Source organism: Streptomyces sp. CA-251247, assembly GCF_050952975.1.
GTDB classification, from domain to species: Bacteria; Actinomycetota; Actinomycetes; order Streptomycetales; family Streptomycetaceae; genus Streptomyces; species Streptomyces achmelvichensis.
This window is the reverse complement of record NZ_CP191861.1, coordinates 3,513,554-3,531,210: the sequence shown is the minus strand read 5'-3', so window position 1 is coordinate 3,531,210 and position 17,657 is coordinate 3,513,554. Positions and strand designations below refer to the sequence as shown.

16 protein-coding genes and 1 tRNA gene are annotated in these 17,657 nt (G+C 70.3%); 11 read left to right on the top strand and 6 right to left on the bottom strand.

Annotation, left to right across the window (positions count from 1 at the left end; all coding sequences use genetic code 11):
* Positions 1 to 199 precede the first annotated feature (199 nt).
* The gene (locus ACQPWZ_RS15410) at positions 200 to 3,025 is read left to right on the top strand and encodes a penicillin acylase family protein (RefSeq protein ID WP_433571622.1); all 2,826 of its coding nucleotides are present in this window, start codon (positions 200 to 202) and stop codon (positions 3,023 to 3,025) included.
* Here ACQPWZ_RS15410 and ACQPWZ_RS15405 read toward each other — a convergent pair.
* The gene (locus ACQPWZ_RS15405; RefSeq protein ID WP_433571621.1) at positions 3,006 to 3,599 is read right to left on the bottom strand and encodes a 5-formyltetrahydrofolate cyclo-ligase; all 594 of its coding nucleotides are present in this window, start codon (positions 3,597 to 3,599) and stop codon (positions 3,006 to 3,008) included. The two genes, ACQPWZ_RS15410 and ACQPWZ_RS15405, sit on opposite strands and share 20 nt — an antisense overlap.
* A 94-nt stretch (positions 3,600 to 3,693) precedes the next feature.
* Here ACQPWZ_RS15405 and galU point away from each other — a divergent pair, with 94 nt between their 5' ends.
* The 7 genes from galU to ACQPWZ_RS15370 all read left to right on the top strand — a co-directional run bounded on the left by galU (position 3,694) and on the right by ACQPWZ_RS15370 (position 9,011).
* Positions 3,694 to 4,596 (top strand): UTP--glucose-1-phosphate uridylyltransferase GalU, encoded by a 903-nt coding sequence (galU, locus tag ACQPWZ_RS15400; protein ID WP_340473633.1) that lies wholly within the window; start codon positions 3,694 to 3,696, stop codon positions 4,594 to 4,596.
* A 4-nt stretch (positions 4,597 to 4,600) separates the two neighbouring features.
* Complete coding sequence (gene glp, locus ACQPWZ_RS15395; protein WP_356705714.1) at positions 4,601 to 5,902, top strand: molybdotransferase-like divisome protein Glp; 1,302 nt, start codon at positions 4,601 to 4,603, stop codon at positions 5,900 to 5,902.
* Between the two features lie 71 nt (positions 5,903 to 5,973).
* The gene (moaC, locus tag ACQPWZ_RS15390) at positions 5,974 to 6,453 is read left to right on the top strand and encodes a cyclic pyranopterin monophosphate synthase MoaC (protein ID WP_433571620.1); all 480 of its coding nucleotides are present in this window, start codon (positions 5,974 to 5,976) and stop codon (positions 6,451 to 6,453) included.
* 23 nt (positions 6,454 to 6,476) lie between these two features.
* Positions 6,477 to 7,004, top strand: a complete 528-nt coding sequence (locus ACQPWZ_RS15385; protein WP_433573826.1) for a MogA/MoaB family molybdenum cofactor biosynthesis protein — start codon at positions 6,477 to 6,479, stop codon at positions 7,002 to 7,004.
* Positions 7,001 to 7,630, top strand: a complete 630-nt coding sequence (locus tag ACQPWZ_RS15380) for a GNAT family N-acetyltransferase (protein ID WP_340477884.1) — start codon at positions 7,001 to 7,003, stop codon at positions 7,628 to 7,630. Before ACQPWZ_RS15385 ends, ACQPWZ_RS15380 begins: the two co-directional genes overlap by 4 nt.
* Before the next feature lie 136 nt (positions 7,631 to 7,766).
* Positions 7,767 to 8,867 carry a divisome protein SepX/GlpR gene (gene sepX / locus ACQPWZ_RS15375; RefSeq protein ID WP_383234589.1) on the top strand — a complete coding sequence of 367 codons (1,101 nt, stop codon included), beginning with the start codon at positions 7,767 to 7,769 and terminating at the stop codon, positions 8,865 to 8,867.
* 70 nt (positions 8,868 to 8,937) lie between these two features.
* Positions 8,938 to 9,011: transfer RNA gene (locus tag ACQPWZ_RS15370), tRNA-Ala, on the top strand.
* Between the two features lie 133 nt (positions 9,012 to 9,144).
* Here ACQPWZ_RS15370 and ACQPWZ_RS15365 read toward each other — a convergent pair.
* Both ACQPWZ_RS15365 and ACQPWZ_RS15360 read right to left on the bottom strand, forming a co-directional pair.
* Positions 9,145 to 9,717, bottom strand: coding sequence for a hypothetical protein (locus ACQPWZ_RS15365; RefSeq protein WP_433571619.1), 573 nt, complete (start codon positions 9,715 to 9,717; stop codon positions 9,145 to 9,147).
* 15 nt (positions 9,718 to 9,732) lie between these two features.
* Complete coding sequence (locus ACQPWZ_RS15360; RefSeq protein ID WP_433571618.1) at positions 9,733 to 10,302, bottom strand: hypothetical protein; 570 nt, start codon at positions 10,300 to 10,302, stop codon at positions 9,733 to 9,735.
* Positions 10,303 to 10,539: 237 nt separating this feature from the next.
* Here ACQPWZ_RS15360 and ACQPWZ_RS15355 point away from each other — a divergent pair, with 237 nt between their 5' ends.
* Together ACQPWZ_RS15355 and ACQPWZ_RS15350 are read left to right on the top strand one after the other, a co-directional pair.
* Entirely contained in the window at positions 10,540 to 12,753 is a 2,214-nt protein-coding gene (locus ACQPWZ_RS15355) for an MMPL family transporter (RefSeq protein WP_433571617.1), read from the top strand.
* Between the two features lie 186 nt (positions 12,754 to 12,939).
* Entirely contained in the window at positions 12,940 to 14,310 is a 1,371-nt protein-coding gene (locus tag ACQPWZ_RS15350; protein WP_433571616.1) for a hypothetical protein, read from the top strand.
* Positions 14,311 to 14,366: 56 nt separating this feature from the next.
* On the opposite strand, the gene ACQPWZ_RS15345 is transcribed toward ACQPWZ_RS15350, so the two are convergent.
* Together ACQPWZ_RS15345 and ACQPWZ_RS15340 are read right to left on the bottom strand one after the other, a co-directional pair.
* Complete coding sequence (locus tag ACQPWZ_RS15345; RefSeq protein ID WP_433571615.1) at positions 14,367 to 15,344, bottom strand: trypsin-like serine peptidase; 978 nt, start codon at positions 15,342 to 15,344, stop codon at positions 14,367 to 14,369.
* Between the two features lie 109 nt (positions 15,345 to 15,453).
* A complete protein-coding gene (locus tag ACQPWZ_RS15340; protein WP_340473624.1) occupies positions 15,454 to 15,945 on the bottom strand; it encodes a GNAT family N-acetyltransferase in 492 nt (163 codons plus the stop codon).
* Positions 15,946 to 15,995: 50 nt separating this feature from the next.
* Between ACQPWZ_RS15340 and ACQPWZ_RS15335 the strand changes: the two genes are divergently transcribed.
* Positions 15,996 to 16,802, top strand: coding sequence for an exodeoxyribonuclease III (locus ACQPWZ_RS15335; RefSeq protein WP_405570396.1), 807 nt, complete (start codon positions 15,996 to 15,998; stop codon positions 16,800 to 16,802).
* A 134-nt stretch (positions 16,803 to 16,936) separates the two neighbouring features.
* Here the strand turns inward: ACQPWZ_RS15335 and ACQPWZ_RS15330 are convergent, their stop codons facing one another.
* Positions 16,937 to 17,572 carry a MerR family transcriptional regulator gene (locus ACQPWZ_RS15330; protein WP_433573825.1) on the bottom strand — a complete coding sequence of 212 codons (636 nt, stop codon included), beginning with the start codon at positions 17,570 to 17,572 and terminating at the stop codon, positions 16,937 to 16,939.
* Positions 17,573 to 17,657 lie beyond the last annotated feature (85 nt).

The following is a 17,657-nucleotide window of genomic DNA, read 5'->3' as shown; positions in this document are numbered from 1 at the left end:
CTACGTGCCGGAGCGCTCCTCCAGCAGGCGACACTTCGTTACCTTACCTAATCTTTAACGTTTTCTTGACGCCCTGGATCACCTGTTCGAGGGATCGGTCCGTTGGCCTGCTTACGGATACCGCGTCCGGACCGCCTCGACGCTGCGCCTATGGTTGCTCCAGCACTCCCAGGATCAGCCTGCGCCTCGAAGGACAGCGATGCCCGCCAACACAACCGCCTCTTCCCCCAAGAAGAAGAAGGGGCGACGCGCCCGCCTGCTCGTGATCGTCCTGGTGCTGGCGCTTCTGGCGGGTATCGGGTTCGGCACGTACTGGAGCATCAGTACGGTGCGCGCCTCGTTCCCGCAGACGACCGGGTCGATAGAAATCGACGGTCTCAGTGGCCAGGTCGACGTCAAACGCGACGACTTCGGCATCCCGCAGATCTATGCGGACACCGACGAGGACCTCTTCCGCGCCCAGGGCTTCGTCCAGGCGCAGGACAGGTTCTGGGAGATGGACGTCCGCCGCCACATGACCGCGGGCCGGCTCTCGGAGATGTTCGGCTCCGGGCAGGTCGACACGGACTCCTTCCTGCGCACGCTCGGCTGGCGCGAGGTCGCGCAGCAGGAGTACGACAGGATCCTGTCGCCGCAGACGAAGAAGTTCCTCCAGGCTTACGCCGACGGCGTCAACGCCTATCTGAAGGGCAAGGACGGCAAGGAACTCTCCGTCGAGTACGCCGCCCTGTCCTTCACCAACGACTACAAGCCCGAGCCCTGGACGCCGGTCGACTCGGTGGCCTGGCTCAAGGCGATGGCGTGGGACCTGCGCGGCAACATGCAGGAGGAGATCGACCGCTCGCTGCTGACGAGCCGGCTCGACCAGAAGCAGATCAAGGATCTGTATCCGGACTATCCGTACGACCGGAACAAGCCGATCGTGGACAAGGGCGGCATCGACCCGGTCACGGGCAAGTTCGATCCCGAGGCCAAGCCCTCCGGCGAGTCGGACGGGTCCTCCGACGGTGACAACGGCACGGGTGACGGCACCGGGAACGGTTCGGGCAACGGCACCGGTCAGGGCACCGGCAGCGGTCTGAACAACGGCGGCGGTGGCAGCGCGGCCGACGCCGCGCAGGGCCTGAACTCCCAGCTCTCGGCGCTCTCGAAGACCCTCGAGACCATCCCGGAGCTGCTCGGCCCGAACGGCAGCGGCATCGGTTCCAACTCCTGGGTCGTCTCCTCCAAGTACACGACGACCGGCAAGCCGATGCTGGCCAACGATCCGCACCTGGCGCCCCAGCTGCCCTCGCTCTGGTACCAGATGGGCCTGCACTGCCGGAAGATCTCGGCCTCCTGCCAGTACGACACCGCGGGATACACCTTCTCCGGTACGCCGGGCGTGATCATCGGTCACAACCAGAACGTCGCCTGGGGCTTCACCAACCTCGGCGCGGACGTCACCGACCTCTACCTCGAGAAGATCAGCGGCGACAGCTACCAGGTCGGCAACCAGCAGAAGAAGCTGACCACCCGCAAGGAGGTCATCAAGGTCGCCGGGGGCAAGAGCAAGACGATCACCGTCCGCTCCACCGGTCACGGCCCGCTGGTCTCCGACCGCAGCACCGAACTGGAGAAGGTCGGCCAGCAGGCGCCGGTCACCAACGCTCCCGACCGCGCCACCGGCTACGGCGTGGCACTCCAGTGGACAGCGCTCCAGCCGGGCAGGTCGATGGATGCGGTGTTCGAGCTGAACCGCGCCAAGGACTTCAAGACCTTCCGTGCGGCGGCCAAGAAATTCGAGGTCCCCTCGCAGAACCTCGTCTACGCGGACTCCGCCGGCACCATCGGCTACCAGGCGCCCGGCAGTATCCCGATCCGCGCCAAGGGCGACGGCTCGGTGCCCGCTCCGGGCTGGGACCCGGCGTACAAGTGGAAGGGCTACATCCCCTTCGACGAGCTGCCGTTCGAGGAGAACCCGGATCGCGGCTACATCGTCACCGCGAACCAGGCGGTGATCGACTCCGAGAAGTACCCCTACCTGCTGACCGAGGACTACGGCTACGGCGCCCGCAGCCAGCGGATCAACGACCTCATCGAGACGAAGATTCAGGGCGGCGGCAAGATCTCCACCGAAGACATGCGCACGATGCAGATGGACAACAGCAGCGAGATCGCCGAGCTGCTGACGCCGTATCTGCTGAAGATCGACATCTCGGACCCCTACGTCCGTGAGGCGCAGAAGCTGCTGGAGGGCTGGCGCTACACCCAGGAGCCCGACTCCGGTGCCGCCGCCTACTTCAACGCGGTCTGGCGCAATGTCCTCAAGCTCGCCTTCGGCAACAAGCTGCCCAAGGAGCTGCGCGTCGAGGGCCAGTGCCTGAACGTCCTGCCCGCCGACAGCACGGCGCCCGAGGACGAGCTCACCGAGCGGGTGCGCGAGTGCGGCCAGCGCGACACGGACACCGCGCAGCCGGACGGCGGCGACCGCTGGTTCGAGGTGGTGCGCCGGATACTCAAGGACGAGCAGAACCCGTGGTGGCACTCGCCGGGCAACCGTACGGAGAAGCCGACCGACACCCGTGACGAGCTGCTCGCCCGGGCGATGGACGACGCCCGCTGGGAGCTGACGGCCGAGCTGGGCAAGGACGCCTCCCGCTGGAGCTGGGGCCGTCTGCACCAGCTGACGCTGAAGAACCAGACGCTCGGCACCGAGGGCCCCGGCTTCCTCCAGTTCGTGCTCAACCGCGGCCCGTGGAACCTGGGCGGCGGCGAGGCAGCGGTCAACGCCACCGGCTGGAACGCGGCGGGCGGCTACGACGTGGTCTGGGTGCCGTCGATGCGGATGGTCGTCACCGTCGGGGACTGGGACAAGTCGGGCTGGATCAATCTGACCGGCGCCTCCGGACACGCCTACAGCGCGCATTACACCGATCAGACGGACAAGTGGGCCGACGGCGAACTGCTCGACTGGTCCTTCAGCGAGCAGGCGGTGTCCGCGAAGACGGTGGACACCCTGAAGCTCATTCCCCGAAACGCCTGACGGCATCGGGTGTGACGACGGCATGGACGGGGTGGTCGTGCGGTTCCCGCGGAACGTGCGCGACCACCTCGTCCGCGTACAGCAGCACCACCAGCGCGGGATCGGCGCCGGCCGCCGCGAGCCGGGCGAGCACCCGGTCGTAGGAGCCGCCCCCGCGGCCGAGCCGCATCCCCTGTGCGTCCACGGCGAGCCCGGGAAGGAGCACGGCGTCGGCCTCCAGCACGGCGTCCGGTCCGAGCCGCGCCCCGTCCGGCTCCAGCAGCCCGCGCCTCGCGCGCACCAGCTGCTCGACGCCTTCGTACACGGCCCAGTCCAGGTCGTTGTCCGGCAGCAGGACGGGCAGCAACACGCGTACGCCGCGGGCGCGCAGGGCGTCGAGCAGCGCGCGGGTGCCCGGTTCGCGGCCGACCGAGACGTACGCGGCGACCGTGGCCGCCTCGGCCAGTTCGGGCAGGGCGAGCGCCTGTCGTGCGAGGACGGCGGCGGCGGCGCGGACGTCCTCGGGGGACAGGAGGCCGCGTGCGTCCAGGAGTTCACGGCGAACCGCACTCTTTCCGGACAAGTCACTGCACATGGTGACTTCACAAACCTCTCGTATACGTCTTTATGAGAAGGAAGTTAACCGGAGGCTCATCTTCAGCCCATACTCACCGGTTATTGTGCAGCGCATGACTCCTCCGAAGCCCAGGATCAGCAAGGCTGTCATCCCGGCCGCCGGTCTCGGCACGCGGTTCCTGCCCGCCACGAAGGCCACTCCCAAGGAGATGCTGCCTGTCGTCGACAAGCCCGCGATCCAGTACGTCGTCGAGGAGGCGGTCTCCGCCGGTCTCTCCGACGTGCTGATGATCACGGGCCGGAACAAGCGGCCGCTGGAGGACCACTTCGACCGGAACTACGAGCTGGAGCAGGCGCTCACCCGCAAGGGCGACGAGAGCCGGCTGAAGAAGGTCCAGGAGTCCAGCGACCTGGCCACCATGCACTATGTGCGCCAGGGCGATCCACGCGGCCTCGGTCACGCCGTCCTGTGCGCGGCGCCGCACGTCGGCGACCAGCCCTTCGCCGTCCTCCTCGGCGACGACCTCATCGACCCGCGCGACCCGCTGCTCGCCCGCATGGTCGAGATCCAGGAGCGGGAGGGCGGCAGCGTGATCGCCCTCATGGAGGTCGACCCCGCCCAGATCCACATGTACGGCTGTGCGGCCGTGGTGGCCACCGGCGAGGACGACGTGGTCAAGGTGACCAAGCTGGTCGAGAAGCCCGAGGCGTCCGAGGCCCCGTCGAACCTCGCCATCATCGGCCGGTACGTCCTGGACCCGGCCGTCTTCGACATACTGCGGGAGACCGCACCCGGCCGCGCCAACGAGATCCAGCTGACCGACGCCCTGGAGAAGCTCGCCGAGGACGAGACGATCGGCGGCCCGGTGCACGGCGTCGTTTTCCAGGGCCGCCGTTACGACACCGGCGATCGCGGCGACTATCTGCGGGCCATTGTCAGACTGGCGTGCGAACGTGAAGACCTGGGACCCGAGTTCCGGACCTGGCTCCGCAGTTTTGTGACCGAGGAGATGTAACACGGTGAGCAGCACGACCTGGTCGGTGGACGACCACCTCGAGGACATCCTCGCAGCGATCCGCCCGCTCGACCCGATCGAGCTGCAACTGCCGGACGCCCAGGGCTGTGTCCTCGTCGAGGACGTCACGGTCCCGGTCGCCCTGCCGCCGTTCGACAACAGCTCCATGGACGGGTACGCCGTCCGTACGGCCGATGTGCGGGGCGCCACCGAGGAGTTCCCCGCCCTCCTCACGGTGATCGGCGATGTGGCGGCCGGCAGCGGCGGGCTGCCGACGGTCGGCCCCGGCCAGGCCGCGCGGATCATGACGGGTGCACCGCTGCCGCCGGGCGCGGAGGCCGTCGTCCCGGTCGAGTGGACCGACGGCGGCACCGGCGGGGGAGCGGCCACCACGATGCGCCCGGCGGGCGAGTCCCCCGAGGGCGCGAGCGGTGAGGTCCGGGTCCACCGGGCCGCCGAGGCCGGCGCCCATGTCCGCTCCCGCGGCAGCGACGTCCAGGCCGGTGACCTCGCCCTCGCGGCGGGCACGGTGCTCGGCCCGCCGCAGATCGGCCTGCTCGCCGCGATCGGCCGCGGCACCGTGCGGGTCCGACCGCGTGCGCGTGTCGTCGTGCTCTCCACCGGCAGCGAACTGGTCCAGCCCGGCGAGGTGTTGGGCGAGGGCCAGATCTACGACTCCAACAGCTTCGCGCTCGCCGCGGCCGCGCGGGACGCCGGCGCGATCTCCTACCGGGTGGGCGCGGTCACGGACGACGCCGAGACCCTGCGCGCCACCATCGAGGACCAGCTGATCCGCGCGGACCTGCTGGTCACGACGGGCGGCGTCAGCGTCGGCGCGTACGACGTGGTCAAGGAAGCCCTGTCCTCGGTGGGCGACGAGGACGTCCCGGGCAGCGGCATCGACTTCCGCAAGCTCGCCATGCAGCCCGGGAAGCCGCAGGGCTTCGGCACGATCGGCCCCGAGCACACCCCGCTGCTCGCGCTGCCGGGCAACCCGGTCTCCTCGTACGTCTCCTTCGAGCTGTTCGTCCGCCCGGCGATCCGGCGCCTGATGGGCCTGCCGGACGTCCGGCGGCCGACGACCCGCGCGACCCTGAAGGCCGACAAGGCACTCACCTCACCGTCCGGCAGGCGCCAGTTCCTGCGGGGTGCGTACGACTCCGGCTCGGGCGCCGTCACTCCCGTGGGGGGTTCCGGTTCCCATCTGATCGCCGCCCTCGCGCACGCCGACTGCCTGATCGTGGTCCCGGAACAGGACACCTCGGTCCAGCCCGGCGCGGACGTCGAGGTGGTCCTCCTCGGCTGACCTGCTTACCGTGGCGGTACCGTGTCTGCCCACACAGGCCCTGAGGGCCCGGACGGGAGCAGCGCACCGACATGAGTACCCAAGGCAGGCTGACGCACATCGACAAGGCGGGGGCGGCCCGTATGGTCGACGTCTCCGAGAAGGACGTCACCGCACGCACCGCCCGGGCCAGCGGCCGGGTCCTGGTCTCCCCACGCGTCGTGGAACTGCTCCGGGGTGAAGGCGTCCCCAAGGGGGACGCGCTGGCGACGGCGCGTATCGCCGGGATCATGGGCGCCAAGCGCACCCCCGAGCTGATCCCGCTCTGCCACCCGCTGGCCCTCTCCGGCGTCACGCTCGACCTGGCCGTCGCCGACGACGCCGTCGAGATCCTCGCGACGGTCAGGACCACCGACCGCACGGGCGTCGAGATGGAGGCGCTGACCGCCGTCTCGGTCGCCGCGCTCACGGTCGTCGACATGGTCAAGGCCGTGGACAAGGCGGCCGTGATCACGGACGTCCGGGTGGAGGAGAAGACCGGCGGCAAGTCCGGCGACTGGAGCCGGCCGTGATCCGGGCGGCACGCGCCGGAGAGGTGCACAGCCACAGTCACGGCCCCGGCCCGGACGCGGTCCGCCGCGCCCTGGTGATCACCGCGTCCAACCGCGCCTCCGCCGGGATCTACGAGGACAGGGGCGGCCCCGTGCTCGTCGAGGGGCTGACCGCGCTCGGCTTCCGGGTCGACGGTCCGCGTGTGGTCCCGGACGGCGAGCCGGTCGAGCGGGCCCTGCGCGAGGGTGTCGCCGCCGGCTACGACGTCATCCTCACCACCGGCGGCACCGGCATCTCGCCGACCGACCGCACCCCCGACGTCACCCGGTCCGTCATCGATCACGAGGTCCCCGGCATCGCGGAGGCGATCCGCGCGTACGGGCGCGAGAAGGTGCCGACGGCGGCCCTCTCCCGCGGCCTCGCCGGTGTCGCGGGCCGCACCCTGATCGTCAATCTGCCCGGCTCGACCGGCGGGGTGAGGGACGGGATCGCGGTGCTGGAGCCGCTGCTGCCGCACGCCGTCGACCAGCTCCGCGGCGGGGACCATCCGAGTTCGGGGAGCCCGACCTGAACGCGCCCTGGCCGGTCATCCTGGCGGACGGCGACATCGTCCTCCGCCCGATAAAGCTGCGCGACCAGCGGAGCTGGCGCGAGGTCAACCGCCGCAACCGTGACTGGCTGCGGCCGTGGGAGGCGACGATCCCGCCGCCCGGGCCCGGCGCACCGCTCACGCAGCGCCCCACGTACCGGCAGATGGTCCGGCATCTGCGGGCGGAGGCCAACGCGGGCCGGATGCTGCCGTTCGTCATCGAGTACCAGGGCAGGCTGGTCGGCCAGTTGACGGTCGCCGGCATCACCTGGGGTTCGATGTGCTCGGGCCATGTCGGGTACTGGGTCGACCGCGAGGTGGCCGGACGCGGGGTGATGCCGACCGCGGTGGCGCTCGCGGTGGATCACTGCTTCCGCTCGGTCGGGCTGCACCGGATGGAAGTGTGCATTCGGCCGGAGAACGCGCCGAGCCGCCGCGTCGTGGAGAAACTCGGTTTCCGGGAAGAGGGTCTGCGCCCCCGATATCTGCACATCGACGGTGCGTGGCGGGACCATCTGGTCTTCGCGCTCACGGCCGAGGAGGTCCCTGACGGACTGCTCCGCCGCTGGCACCGGGCGCGACCGGGAACACCACGAGAAATAAAATAAACGTTCGAAATTGATCGGCACCGACCATGCGTTGATCTGAACAATCGCAAAAAAAGTCAGTGATATCAGCCGGATCGTGCGACACACCGGGCCAATTGGCGGATGCCCTTGCGCGAATCCCTCTACGGTGTGATGCGTGAGCAGCAGCGGCCTCATCTACGCAGTCATCGTCGGGGCCTGGGCCGCCTACTTGGTGCCGATGTGGCTCCGCAGGCAGGACGAGCTGAACGAAGCCCGTCCGACGGAACGCTTCTCCACCGCCATCCGGCTGCTGTCCGGACGCGGGGCGATGGAGCGCCGGTACGCCAGGGAGCTGCGGGAACGCACCGCCGAATCGGCGGAGCCGTCACACGGCGACGCCGATGAGGCAAGGCGGCCGGGCGAAGGGCGCAACGAACCCGACGCGGACCCGGATGTCGCCACGGACCCGATGAGTTCCGTGGACGTCCGGGCCTTCGCCGCGCCCCGCACCGAAGCCCGGATCCCGGTCCCCGCACCCCGTGCCCGTCCGCGCCAGAGCGGCCCGGCCGCCGAGCGCGCGCGGCGGAGCAAGGTGCTCGCCCGTCGCAGACGCACCACCGTGATGCTGTTCCTGGCCTTCACGGTGGGCGCGGTGGTGGCGGCGGTCGGCGGACTCGGCTTCCTGTGGGCGCCCGGTGTTCCCGCCGTCCTTCTCAGCGCGTACATCATGCATCTGCGCGCGCAGGAGCGGCGGCGCTTCGTGGTGGTCATGGACCGGCGCCGTGCGGAGATCGCCGCGCAGCGGCTTCGGGAGAACCGGCCCCGCCGGCACCAGGCCGCGGCAGCCTCCTCCGCCGAGCCGGACGAGGAGCCCGAAGCCCGCCCGGAGCCCGACGCCGCCAGGCTCTCGCCGCAGGAGGCGGGCCGCCGGGCGCTGGTCGAGCAGACCGATCACGCGGAGTGGGTGAGCCAGCAGCGCGACCGCGGCCCGGCGACGGGCGACAGCTGGGACCCGGTCCCGGTGCCCCTGCCGACGTATGTCACCGCACCCGTCGCCCCGCGGGCGACGAGCGGCGTGGACATGAGCGACCCGGAGACCTGGAGCTCCGCCCGCTCCTCGACGGCGGAGCCGGCGGCCGACCAGGCCGAGGAGGCCGAGCCGGCTGCCCCGAGCCGCCGCGCACCGCAGCCCCGCCGCTCCTCGCGCGACCGCGGCCGCACCCCGCTGTTCGACCAGTACGCGGACGAGGACCGGCCCCGCGCCGCCAACGAGTGACCCTCGTGACCAGCGAAGGAACGGATTTCCAAGCACCCCGATGGGGATGCTAGAGTTTCCTTCGTTGCAAGGGCCTGTGGCGCAGTCTGGTAGCGCACCTCGTTCGCATCGAGGGGGTCTGGGGTTCAAATCCCCACAGGTCCACCGCAGCTGAGAGCCTCTGTCGGAGAGATCCGACAGAGGCTCTCTCTTGTTGTCCGGCGGTGAAGCCACCCACCGGCCTCAACTGGTGTCCGCCCGGCGGCCTGTGGTCCTGCCCGGTCCCCACGCGGCCGGATCAGGTCGTCAGCAGCCGGTCGAAGAAGGACCGGTACTGGCGCAGCGCGATCCGCAGGTCCTCGGTGGCGACCTCGTTGCCCTGGTGCCACTGCTTCTCCAGACCTTCCTTGTGCTCGGCGAAGGTCGTGGCGAGCAGTTGCATGACCTCGGCGACCAGCGCGTCCGCGGAGCGTACGGCCGCCTGGGGGTCGTCGACGAAGCCCTGCTGGATGTCGCTCCAGCGGGAGCGCATGTCCCCTTCCGTGCCGGAGTCCAGCAGCGGAACGGCTTCTTCGTCGTGGCTCGGGGTGTCCGTCTTGTGCGAGGTCTTCTCGGTCGCCGACGGCCTGATGTCTTCCGTGGCCGGGGTAGCGCGCTCGCCGGGTTCCGCAGGCGCCGCGTCGGTCATCTCCTTGCGCCGGGGCGGCATCGCCGTCTTCGCCGGGGGACTCACCGGTGCGGAGGGCGCCGCGAGCCGGGGCGGCTCCGCCGGCTCCGTGTCCGTCCTGGCGATGTCCTCGGTGGACAGCTTCTCCTCGCCCGGTGCGAAACGACCGGGATTCTCTCGCCCGAGTCCGCCTTCTCGCTGCATGTCACTCTCCCTTGCTCACGGCTGTCGTCGGCCGGTGTCGGGTGAGCTGTCGGTCTCGTCCCGCAACAGCTCGTCGAACAACGCGCGGTAGTGGACCATCGCGCTCCGTAGCTCTTCGGTGGAGGTGTTTCCGACGCCGACACGGCTGTTGATCTCATGGGCGGTCCGGTAGTGCTCCAGCGTGCGGGCGTGATCGACCGACAGGTCGCGCGTCTGCTGCTCGTAGCCCTCGGTCGGGTATCCGCGTTCCCCCATCAGCAGGATCACCAGCCGGTCGGCCTCGCCCACCGCCTGGTCGGGACTGTCCACAAACCGTTCCTGGACCGCGGTCCACTCCCGCGCGTACCGGTCCCGGGTCGTGGGCGGCAGCGCTCTGATCTGCAGATCCTCATGCCGCTGTTCCCGCGCGGCGAGGTCGCGCTCGGCCTCGCGACGGCTCTCGCCGTCCTGCACCGCGCGGTCGTACTCGGGGCCGAAACGCTCCTGGAGGCGTCGGCGTCGCGTGGTCTGCTGCGCGGTCATGGCGAGCAGCGCGACGACGATCACAGCAACCACGATGATGACGATCAACCACACCGTATCCATGGCACTCTCCGCTCATGAGCAGCCAGGGGACCGCTTCATCCATCGGGTTCCACGTTCCTGGCACAAAATGCACAATTCTGTCCATCACTCCTGAATTTCCCCTGTCCTGCGACCGTCTGAGCGGCCCGAAGCCGGTCGTCACGATCCGGCGAGGCCCCGTCGTTGCGCCCACACTCTCGGCGGAATCGGCTATTTAATGCCTGATGTCCCATTGGTCTCGCTCGGTCGGGAGAAGCCATGCTGCGTCGGCTCGGTGAATGGTGTGCTCGGCGCTGTGTCTGGGTGATCGTGATCTGGCTGGTCGGTCTGGCGGGGCTTCAGGTGCTCAACCACGCCTACGGCGGGGACTACTCCGACAACTTCGCGCTGCCGGGTGTCCAGTCGACGGAAGGGCTGGACGTACTGAAGGCGCACGACCCCGCGGCCGGCGGGTACAGCAGCCAGATCGTGCTGCACGACTCCTCGAAGCCGCTCACCGCCTACAGCTCGCAGATGTCCACGGTGATCGGCAATCTGCAGAAGCTGCCGGACGTGCTCTCCGCCCAGAACCCGTTGCCCCCGGCGGGCAGCACGCCACCGCCTCCGCCGCCCGGGCCGAACGTCGGCCCGCTGTCCACGGACGGTGAGACCGCCTACATCACCGTCCGCTTCGCCGTGCAGCCCTCGACGCTCCAGGAGTCGTACCTCGACGGTGTCGACGAGGCCGTGGAGCCGCTGCGGGCCGCCGGGGTGGACGTGGAGTACGGCGGGCAGCTCGGCGAGCTGGCACGGCCCGAGGCCAATGACCACACCAGTGAGCTCATCGGCTTCGGGGTCGCGATCGTGGTGCTGCTGATCGGGTTCGGCAGCGTGCTCGCCGCCGTACTGCCCCTGGTCACGGCCCTGGTCAGTGTGATCTTCGGGCTCGCGGGGCTGGGGCTGCTCGCCGCCGCGTTCACCTTTGCCACGGTCTCGCCGACGCTCGCCACCATGATCGGTATCGGTGTCGGGATCGACTACGCGCTCTTCCTGATCACGCGGCACCGGCAGAACCTCATGGACGGCGTCGATCCGGTCGCCTCGGCCGGCAGGGCGGTCGCGACCAGTGGGCGAGCGGTGCTCGTCTCCGGCTGCACGGTCATCATCGCCCTGACGGGTCTGTCGGTCTCCGGGATCAGCTTCATCGCGCTGCTCGGGGTGGCCGCCGCCGTCACCGTCGTCTCGGCCGTCCTGGGCGCGCTCACCCTGGTGCCCGCACTGCTGGGACTCTTCGGGCGGGCGATCGACAAGTACCACGTGCGCAAGCCGATCGCGGAGACGGAAGCCGCGCCCGGCCAGGAGGCGCACGGTACCTGGCACCGGTACGCGATGCGTGTGGAACGGCGGCCCTGGTGGTTCCTCGCCGGGGGAGTGATCGCCATCGTCGTCCTCGCCATCCCGGTCTTCTCCATCCAGCTCGGGCACATCGGGGACGGCGCGGATCCGAAGTCGTTCACGGACCGGCGGGCGTTCGACCTGATGTCGGACGCCTTCGGGCCGGGCTCCAACGGGCCGCTCACCATCGTGATCGACCAGACCTCTCTCGCCGCGGCCGACCGGCAGGCGCTCGCGAGCCAGGCCCAGAAGGCGCTCACCGATGTCCCGAACGCCGCGCTGATCACTCCGCTGAAGCCGACGCAGGACGGCGACGTACTCGTCGGCACGGCCTACTCGACGCAAGCGCCGCAGGACGAGCGGACCACCGAGCTGACCAATCACCTCGTGGACGACGCCCTGCCCCAGGCGGTCGCGGGCACCTCCGCCAAGGGCTATGTCGCCGGCACGACGGCCGCCCAGGTCGACTTCCTCGACATCGTCTCCAGCCGGCTGCCGGTGATCATCGCCGTGGTGGTCGCCCTCGCGTTCCTCATCATCCTGATCGTCTTCCGCGGAGTGCTGGTCGCGGTCAAGGCGGCCGTGCTGAACGTCCTGTCCATCGCCGCCTCGTACGGCGTGGTCGTGGCCGTCTTCCAGTGGGGCTGGGGCGGCCCGGCGCTCGGGGTGTCGGGCACGGTGCCCATCGAGAGCTATGTGCCGATGATGATGTTCGCGATCGTCTTCGGCCTGAGCATGGACTACGAGATCTTCCTGCTCTCGCGCGTCCACGAGGCCTGGGTGCGCACGGGCGACCCGAAGGCCAGCGTCGCGCACGCGCTGGAGATCACGGCCCGGGTGATCACCTGTGCGGCGCTGATCATGGTGAGCGTCTTCGCCGCCTTCATCGTCAGCGACAACATCGTGATCAAGATGATGGGCCTCGGGCTGGCGGTGAGCGTGCTCATCGACGCGACCGTGGTGCGGCTGCTGCTGGTGCCCGCGGTGATGACGCTCCTGGGCAGCGCGGCCTGGTGGACGCCGCGCTGGCTGGACCGGATCCTGCCGCACGTGGACACCGAGGGGGAGCACGAGAAGGGGAGCCCGGTCTCCCGCTGACGCAGCGTCATGTGGGCGCGGGAGTGCCCGTGGTGAGGGTGTGACAGAGGTCATCCACGGGGTTGGCGGGAACGTCCTCGGTGGCTGCGGCGCGTGTGGGATCGTACGGCCGGTTGTTACTCGTCGGTATTCGCGAGTTCCTTCCTGTTGCGCGTACCCCCCACCACACGCTCCGAGGATTCCCACGTGCCCAAGCTGTCTGTCAGACATGCCCTGTTGGCGACTCTGGCCTCCATATCCCTGCTGACCACCGGCTGTTCGGCAGCCGCCACGGCGACGGCACCGGCCGCCGCCGACGTACCGAGCACCACCGCTCCCACCCCCGACACCGGCCCGTCGCGAAAGCTCGCCGTCGCCGGGGCGCCGGAGGGCAGGCCCACCGCCGCCGCCCGCTCCGGCAAGGACGGGCAGGCCCGCAAGTCCCCGCTGAAGGTGGCCTCGTACGACCGCACGAAGCGGCGGGCCGTCATCTCCACGGAGGGCATCGGGGCATCGCCGCAGAAGCCCGCGGAGAAGGCCCCCGCAGTCGGGGACATCATCGCCAGCGGACCCGCCCCGGGAGCTCCCGACGGACTGCTGGCCAAGGTCACCGACGTGGCCGGCAAGACCTCCAGGGGGACCGAGGTCGCCACGGAGCCGGCCACACTGGGCGCCCTGCTCGGTGACGACACCGCACGGGGCACGGTCCCGGTCGACCCCGCTGCCGTCGATGTCGAGCCGCTCGTCGAGGGCGTCAAGGTCTCGTGGGCGAAGAAGGGCAACGTCCACGTCGGCCCGCAGGGCGCGAAGGTGCCGCTCGGCAGCCTGCGCATCGACGTCGGGGCCTCCGTACCGCTCCCGGTCACCGAAGGCGCGCCCGTCGCCGGTGCGGCCTCGGTCGCGGGCCATGTGCAGCTGGCACCCGAGGTCGAGTTCTCCTACGACGGGTCCTCGGTGCTCTCGCCGGACTCCGCGTTCCTCGGGCTGAGCGGGCGGTGGACCTCCGGCTGGGAGCTGAAGGGCAAGCTGACGGCCGGCAACGAGCCGGTCCGGATCCCCTTCGCCAAGCTGCACGCCGACCCCGTGATCCAGGTCGGTCCGGTGCCGGTCGTGGTGAACCTCGACCTCACCGTCTACGTCCAGGTCGCCGCCGACGGCAGCGTCAGCGTGGAGGTCGCGCAGGATCTCGAGGGAGGCTTCCGCGTCGGCGGTGGTTACACCAAGGCCGAGGGCTGGAAGCCGGTCAGCACCTCCGACATGACCGGGACCCCGGTGCGGGCGAAGGTCACCGCGGCGGGCAAGGTCAAGGCCGCGCTCGGCGCCGAGGCCTCGATCGGTCTGTACGGCGCGGTCGGCGTGACCGCCGATCTCGCTCCCTATCTCCGCGGCGAGGCCGCCGCGTCCGCGACGCCCGGGTCCGTCGTCGGATCCTGGAAGCTGTACGGCGGCGTCGATCTCAGCGGCTGGCTCCAGCTCCAGCTGTCCGTCTTCGGCACACCCGTCTTCCAGCACCGCATCCCGCTCGGCACCCTCAACCGGGAGTGGCCGCTGGCGTCGGGCGAGGCCGCCCTCGCCTGACGCGGCGCACCATGTGATGAGCCCCTGCCGGGAGTTCCGGCAGGGGCTCGTGCGCGTCAGGCCACCTGGGCCTTGTCGTAGACGGCCTTGGCGTCGTTGCCGAAGTACGGGCCGAACATCCGGTTCGGCAGGAAGACATAGCCGAAGCTGTTCACCGACGCCTGGAGTCCGGTGCCGGTGGCCTCGTCGAAGGACGTGAACCAGGGGCCGCCGCTGGAACCGCCGGTCATGTTGCAGCCGAGGCTGTGGTCCTGCGAGAAGAGGAAGTCGCGGGAGGAGTTGCCACTGCAGTGGATCAGCTTGCTGCCGTCGTACGGGGCCGCCGCCGGGAAGCCGAAGGCGTACATCGCCTTGTTGTAGCCGCCGTTGAAGTTCAGGCCCTGCGCGCCGACCGTCGCCGCGAGTGTCTTGCCGTTCAGCGGGGCGACGACCGCCGCGCCCACGTCGTAGTTGATGTCCTCGCGCGCCACCCACTGCGGTGTCGAGAACGTCTGGGTGGCGGACCACTGGCCGTACGGCGCCTGGCCGTTGTCGTAGCCGGGGACGAAGACCCAGTTGGTGTGCCACGTGCCCTGGTACTTCACGCAGTGGCCCGCGGTGATCACCGTGCCGCCGTTCTGGCTGGTGACCGAGTTGCCGGAGCACGATGCCGTCCGGCCCTGGAGGGTGAAGAAGACCCGGCCGGACGTTTTGACGACGGCGCCGCCGCTCGTCCAGGGGCCGCCGGGCTGCGGGAAGGACAGGACGGATGTGCCGGATGCCGTGCCGGACGGCAGGGTCGGCGGGATCACGGTCGGTGTGCCCGCCGGCGCCGGCGCCGGGGCCGTGAGCGTGCCGCGTCGCTCACGCGGCAGCAGGTCGAGCGGTGTGGCGCCGCGCATCCGCTCCGCGGTCCAGAAGCCCTTTGTGTGCTGCTGGGTGAAGGCGGTGGGCGTGGGGGAGGGGGCGGCGTGCGCGGTGGCGGCCGAGAGGGCGCCTGCGAGCAGGGTGCCGACGGCCAACAGGATCCCGGCGGCGGTGCGATGGCGTCTCACGCATGTCTCCTTCTGCCGCGCCCGCGCGTGAGGCCGCGCGGGCAGGGTGGGGGATGAGCCGGTGCGGATCGGCGTGCGTGAGGCAGAGTGCCACGGGAAGCGTGCGTTGTCAGGAGCGCGACAAGACCTTGGCGAAGCAGCGGCTGCTGTCGTACTCGCGGTAGTGGCCGAATTTCTGCGGCGCCGGGGTGTAGCCGCTGGAGAGGTAGAGCGCGATCGCCTCGGGCTGCGCGGTGCCCGTCTCCAGCACCATCCTGGTCCGGCCGGCGGCCAGTGCGTCCGCCTCCAGGGCCGCGAGGATCCTGCGGGCGAGGCCCAGGCCGCGCGCCTCGCGGATCACGAACATCCGCTTGAGCTCGGCGTCGCCGTCCTCGTACCCCTCGCCGCCCGCGGCGTCCTGGGACCGCCAGCCGCCGGTGGCGACCGGGCTGTCCCGGTCGTCGTACGCGATCAGATACAAGCCGCGCGGCGGCGCGAACATCGATGCGTCGAGGGGTGTCACATCACCCTCGTCCCCGTACCGCTCGGCGTACTCGAGCTGGACCTGGTCGTTCAGTTTGGCGGCATCGGGGTGGTCGAAGGCAACCGGGCGCACATGCATGGCATCGAGCGTACGTGCAGCTGTTTCGAGGTCGTGGGTAAGGTGCCCGGATGCTCACCGTGACCTCCGTGAATGTGAATGGGCTCCGCGCCGCCGCCAGGAAAGGCTTCGTGGAGTGGCTGGCCGGTACCGCCGCCGACGTGATCTGTCTGCAGGAAGTGCGGGCCGAACCGGACCAGCTGCCGCAGGAGGTGCGGCAGCCGGACGGCTGGTACACGGTGCACGCCCCGGCCGCCGCGAAGGGCCGCGCGGGCGTCTCCCTCTACACGCGCCGGGAGCCGGACCGGGTGCGGACCGGATTCGGGTCGCAGGAGTTCGATGGCAGCGGGCGCTACGTCGAGGCGGATCTGCCCGGTGTCACGGTCGCCAGCCTCTATCTGCCGTCCGGCGAGGTGGGGACCGCGAAGCAGGACGAGAAGACCCGCTTCATGGACGAGTTCCTGCCGTATCTGGCCGGCCTGAAGGAACGGGCGGCGGCCGATGGGCGCGAGGTCGTCGTGTGCGGCGACTGGAACATCGCGCACCGCGAGGCCGACCTCAAGAACTGGCGCGGCAACCGGAAGAACTCCGGCTTCCTGCCCGAGGAACGGGCCTGGATGTCCCGTGTCTTCGACGAGGTGGAGTACGTGGACGTGATGCGGGCGCTGCACCCCGACCAGGAGGGGCCGTACACCTGGTGGTCCTACCGCGGGCGGGCGTTCGACAACGACTCCGGCTGGCGCATCGACTACCAGGTGGCGACGCCGGGGCTGGCGGGGCGGGCGGTGAAGGCGTGGGTGGAGCGGGCGTCGTCGCACGGGGAGCGGTGGAGCGACCATGCGCCGGTGAGTGTGGCGTACGAGTCGGCGCTCGGGTAGCGGGGGCAGGCCCCTCGGCGCGCCCGGGTCGGCTCAGGCGGATCGGGGCCGATGCGATCAGGCGGCTCGGGTCGGTCCGGCTCGGCTCAGGCGGCTGGGCTCGGGCCGGGCGGGATCGGCCTGCTCGCCCCGCCTCAGTCCCCCGCCGGACCCGAGGTGTCCCGCAGCCGCCGGTCCAGGGCCATCGACAGTTCCGCCTCCACCACGCTCTTGGCCAGCGGGCGCAGTTTCTCCACGTCCGACGCGGCCGTGTGGGCACTGAGGACCTCGACGAACAGGTCCGCCAGCGCCTCGGCGTGCGTCCGCACCCGGCGGCCCGCGTCCAGCACCGCCGCCAGTGGTACGCCCTCCCGTACGAGCGCCGCCGACACGTCGAGCAGGCGGCGGCTGATGTGGACGATCTCGTCGCCGTCCGTGGCGAGATAGCCGAGGTCCAGGGCCGCCGCGAGATTCTCCGGGGTGACCTCGCCCTCGAAGTAGTCGGCGAGTTCCTCGGGGCTCAGCCGCACCGGTGTCTCCTCGGTGGGTTCGCCGAGGCCGAGCACCTCCCCGACGTCGCGTCCGCTCTCGAAGGCGGTGGCGAGGTCGGCTATCCCGTTCAGGGTGTGCCCGCGCTCCAGGAGCGCCGCGATCGTGCGCAGTCTGGCCAGGTGGTGTTCGTCGTACCAGGCGATGCGGCCCTCCCGGCGAGGCGGCTGGATCAGCCCGCGCTCGCGGTAGAAGCGCAGGGTGCGCACCGTGATGCCGGCCTGTGAGGCCAGCTCCTCCATGCGGTACTCGCGTACTTCAGCCACGGGGGAAGCCTATGTTGTACCGCCGGTAACTTGTCGCGGCATACCCCTACCGCTCGGTATG

Coding starts and splice junctions, on each gene's coding strand:
- ACQPWZ_RS15410 (WP_433571622.1), top strand. CDS start 200: ATGCCCGCCAACACAACCGCCTCTTCCCCCAAGAAGAAGAAGGGGCGA.
- ACQPWZ_RS15405 (WP_433571621.1), bottom strand. CDS start 3,599: ATGTGCAGTGACTTGTCCGGAAAGAGTGCGGTTCGCCGTGAACTCCTG.
- galU (WP_340473633.1), top strand. CDS start 3,694: ATGACTCCTCCGAAGCCCAGGATCAGCAAGGCTGTCATCCCGGCCGCC.
- moaC (WP_433571620.1), top strand. CDS start 5,974: ATGAGTACCCAAGGCAGGCTGACGCACATCGACAAGGCGGGGGCGGCC.
- ACQPWZ_RS15365 (WP_433571619.1), bottom strand. CDS start 9,717: ATGCAGCGAGAAGGCGGACTCGGGCGAGAGAATCCCGGTCGTTTCGCA.
- ACQPWZ_RS15360 (WP_433571618.1), bottom strand. CDS start 10,302: ATGGATACGGTGTGGTTGATCGTCATCATCGTGGTTGCTGTGATCGTC.
- ACQPWZ_RS15355 (WP_433571617.1), top strand. CDS start 10,540: ATGCTGCGTCGGCTCGGTGAATGGTGTGCTCGGCGCTGTGTCTGGGTG.
- ACQPWZ_RS15340 (WP_340473624.1), bottom strand. CDS start 15,945: ATGCATGTGCGCCCGGTTGCCTTCGACCACCCCGATGCCGCCAAACTG.
- ACQPWZ_RS15335 (WP_405570396.1), top strand. CDS start 15,996: ATGCTCACCGTGACCTCCGTGAATGTGAATGGGCTCCGCGCCGCCGCC.
- ACQPWZ_RS15330 (WP_433573825.1), bottom strand. CDS start 17,572: ATGGAGGAGCTGGCCTCACAGGCCGGCATCACGGTGCGCACCCTGCGC.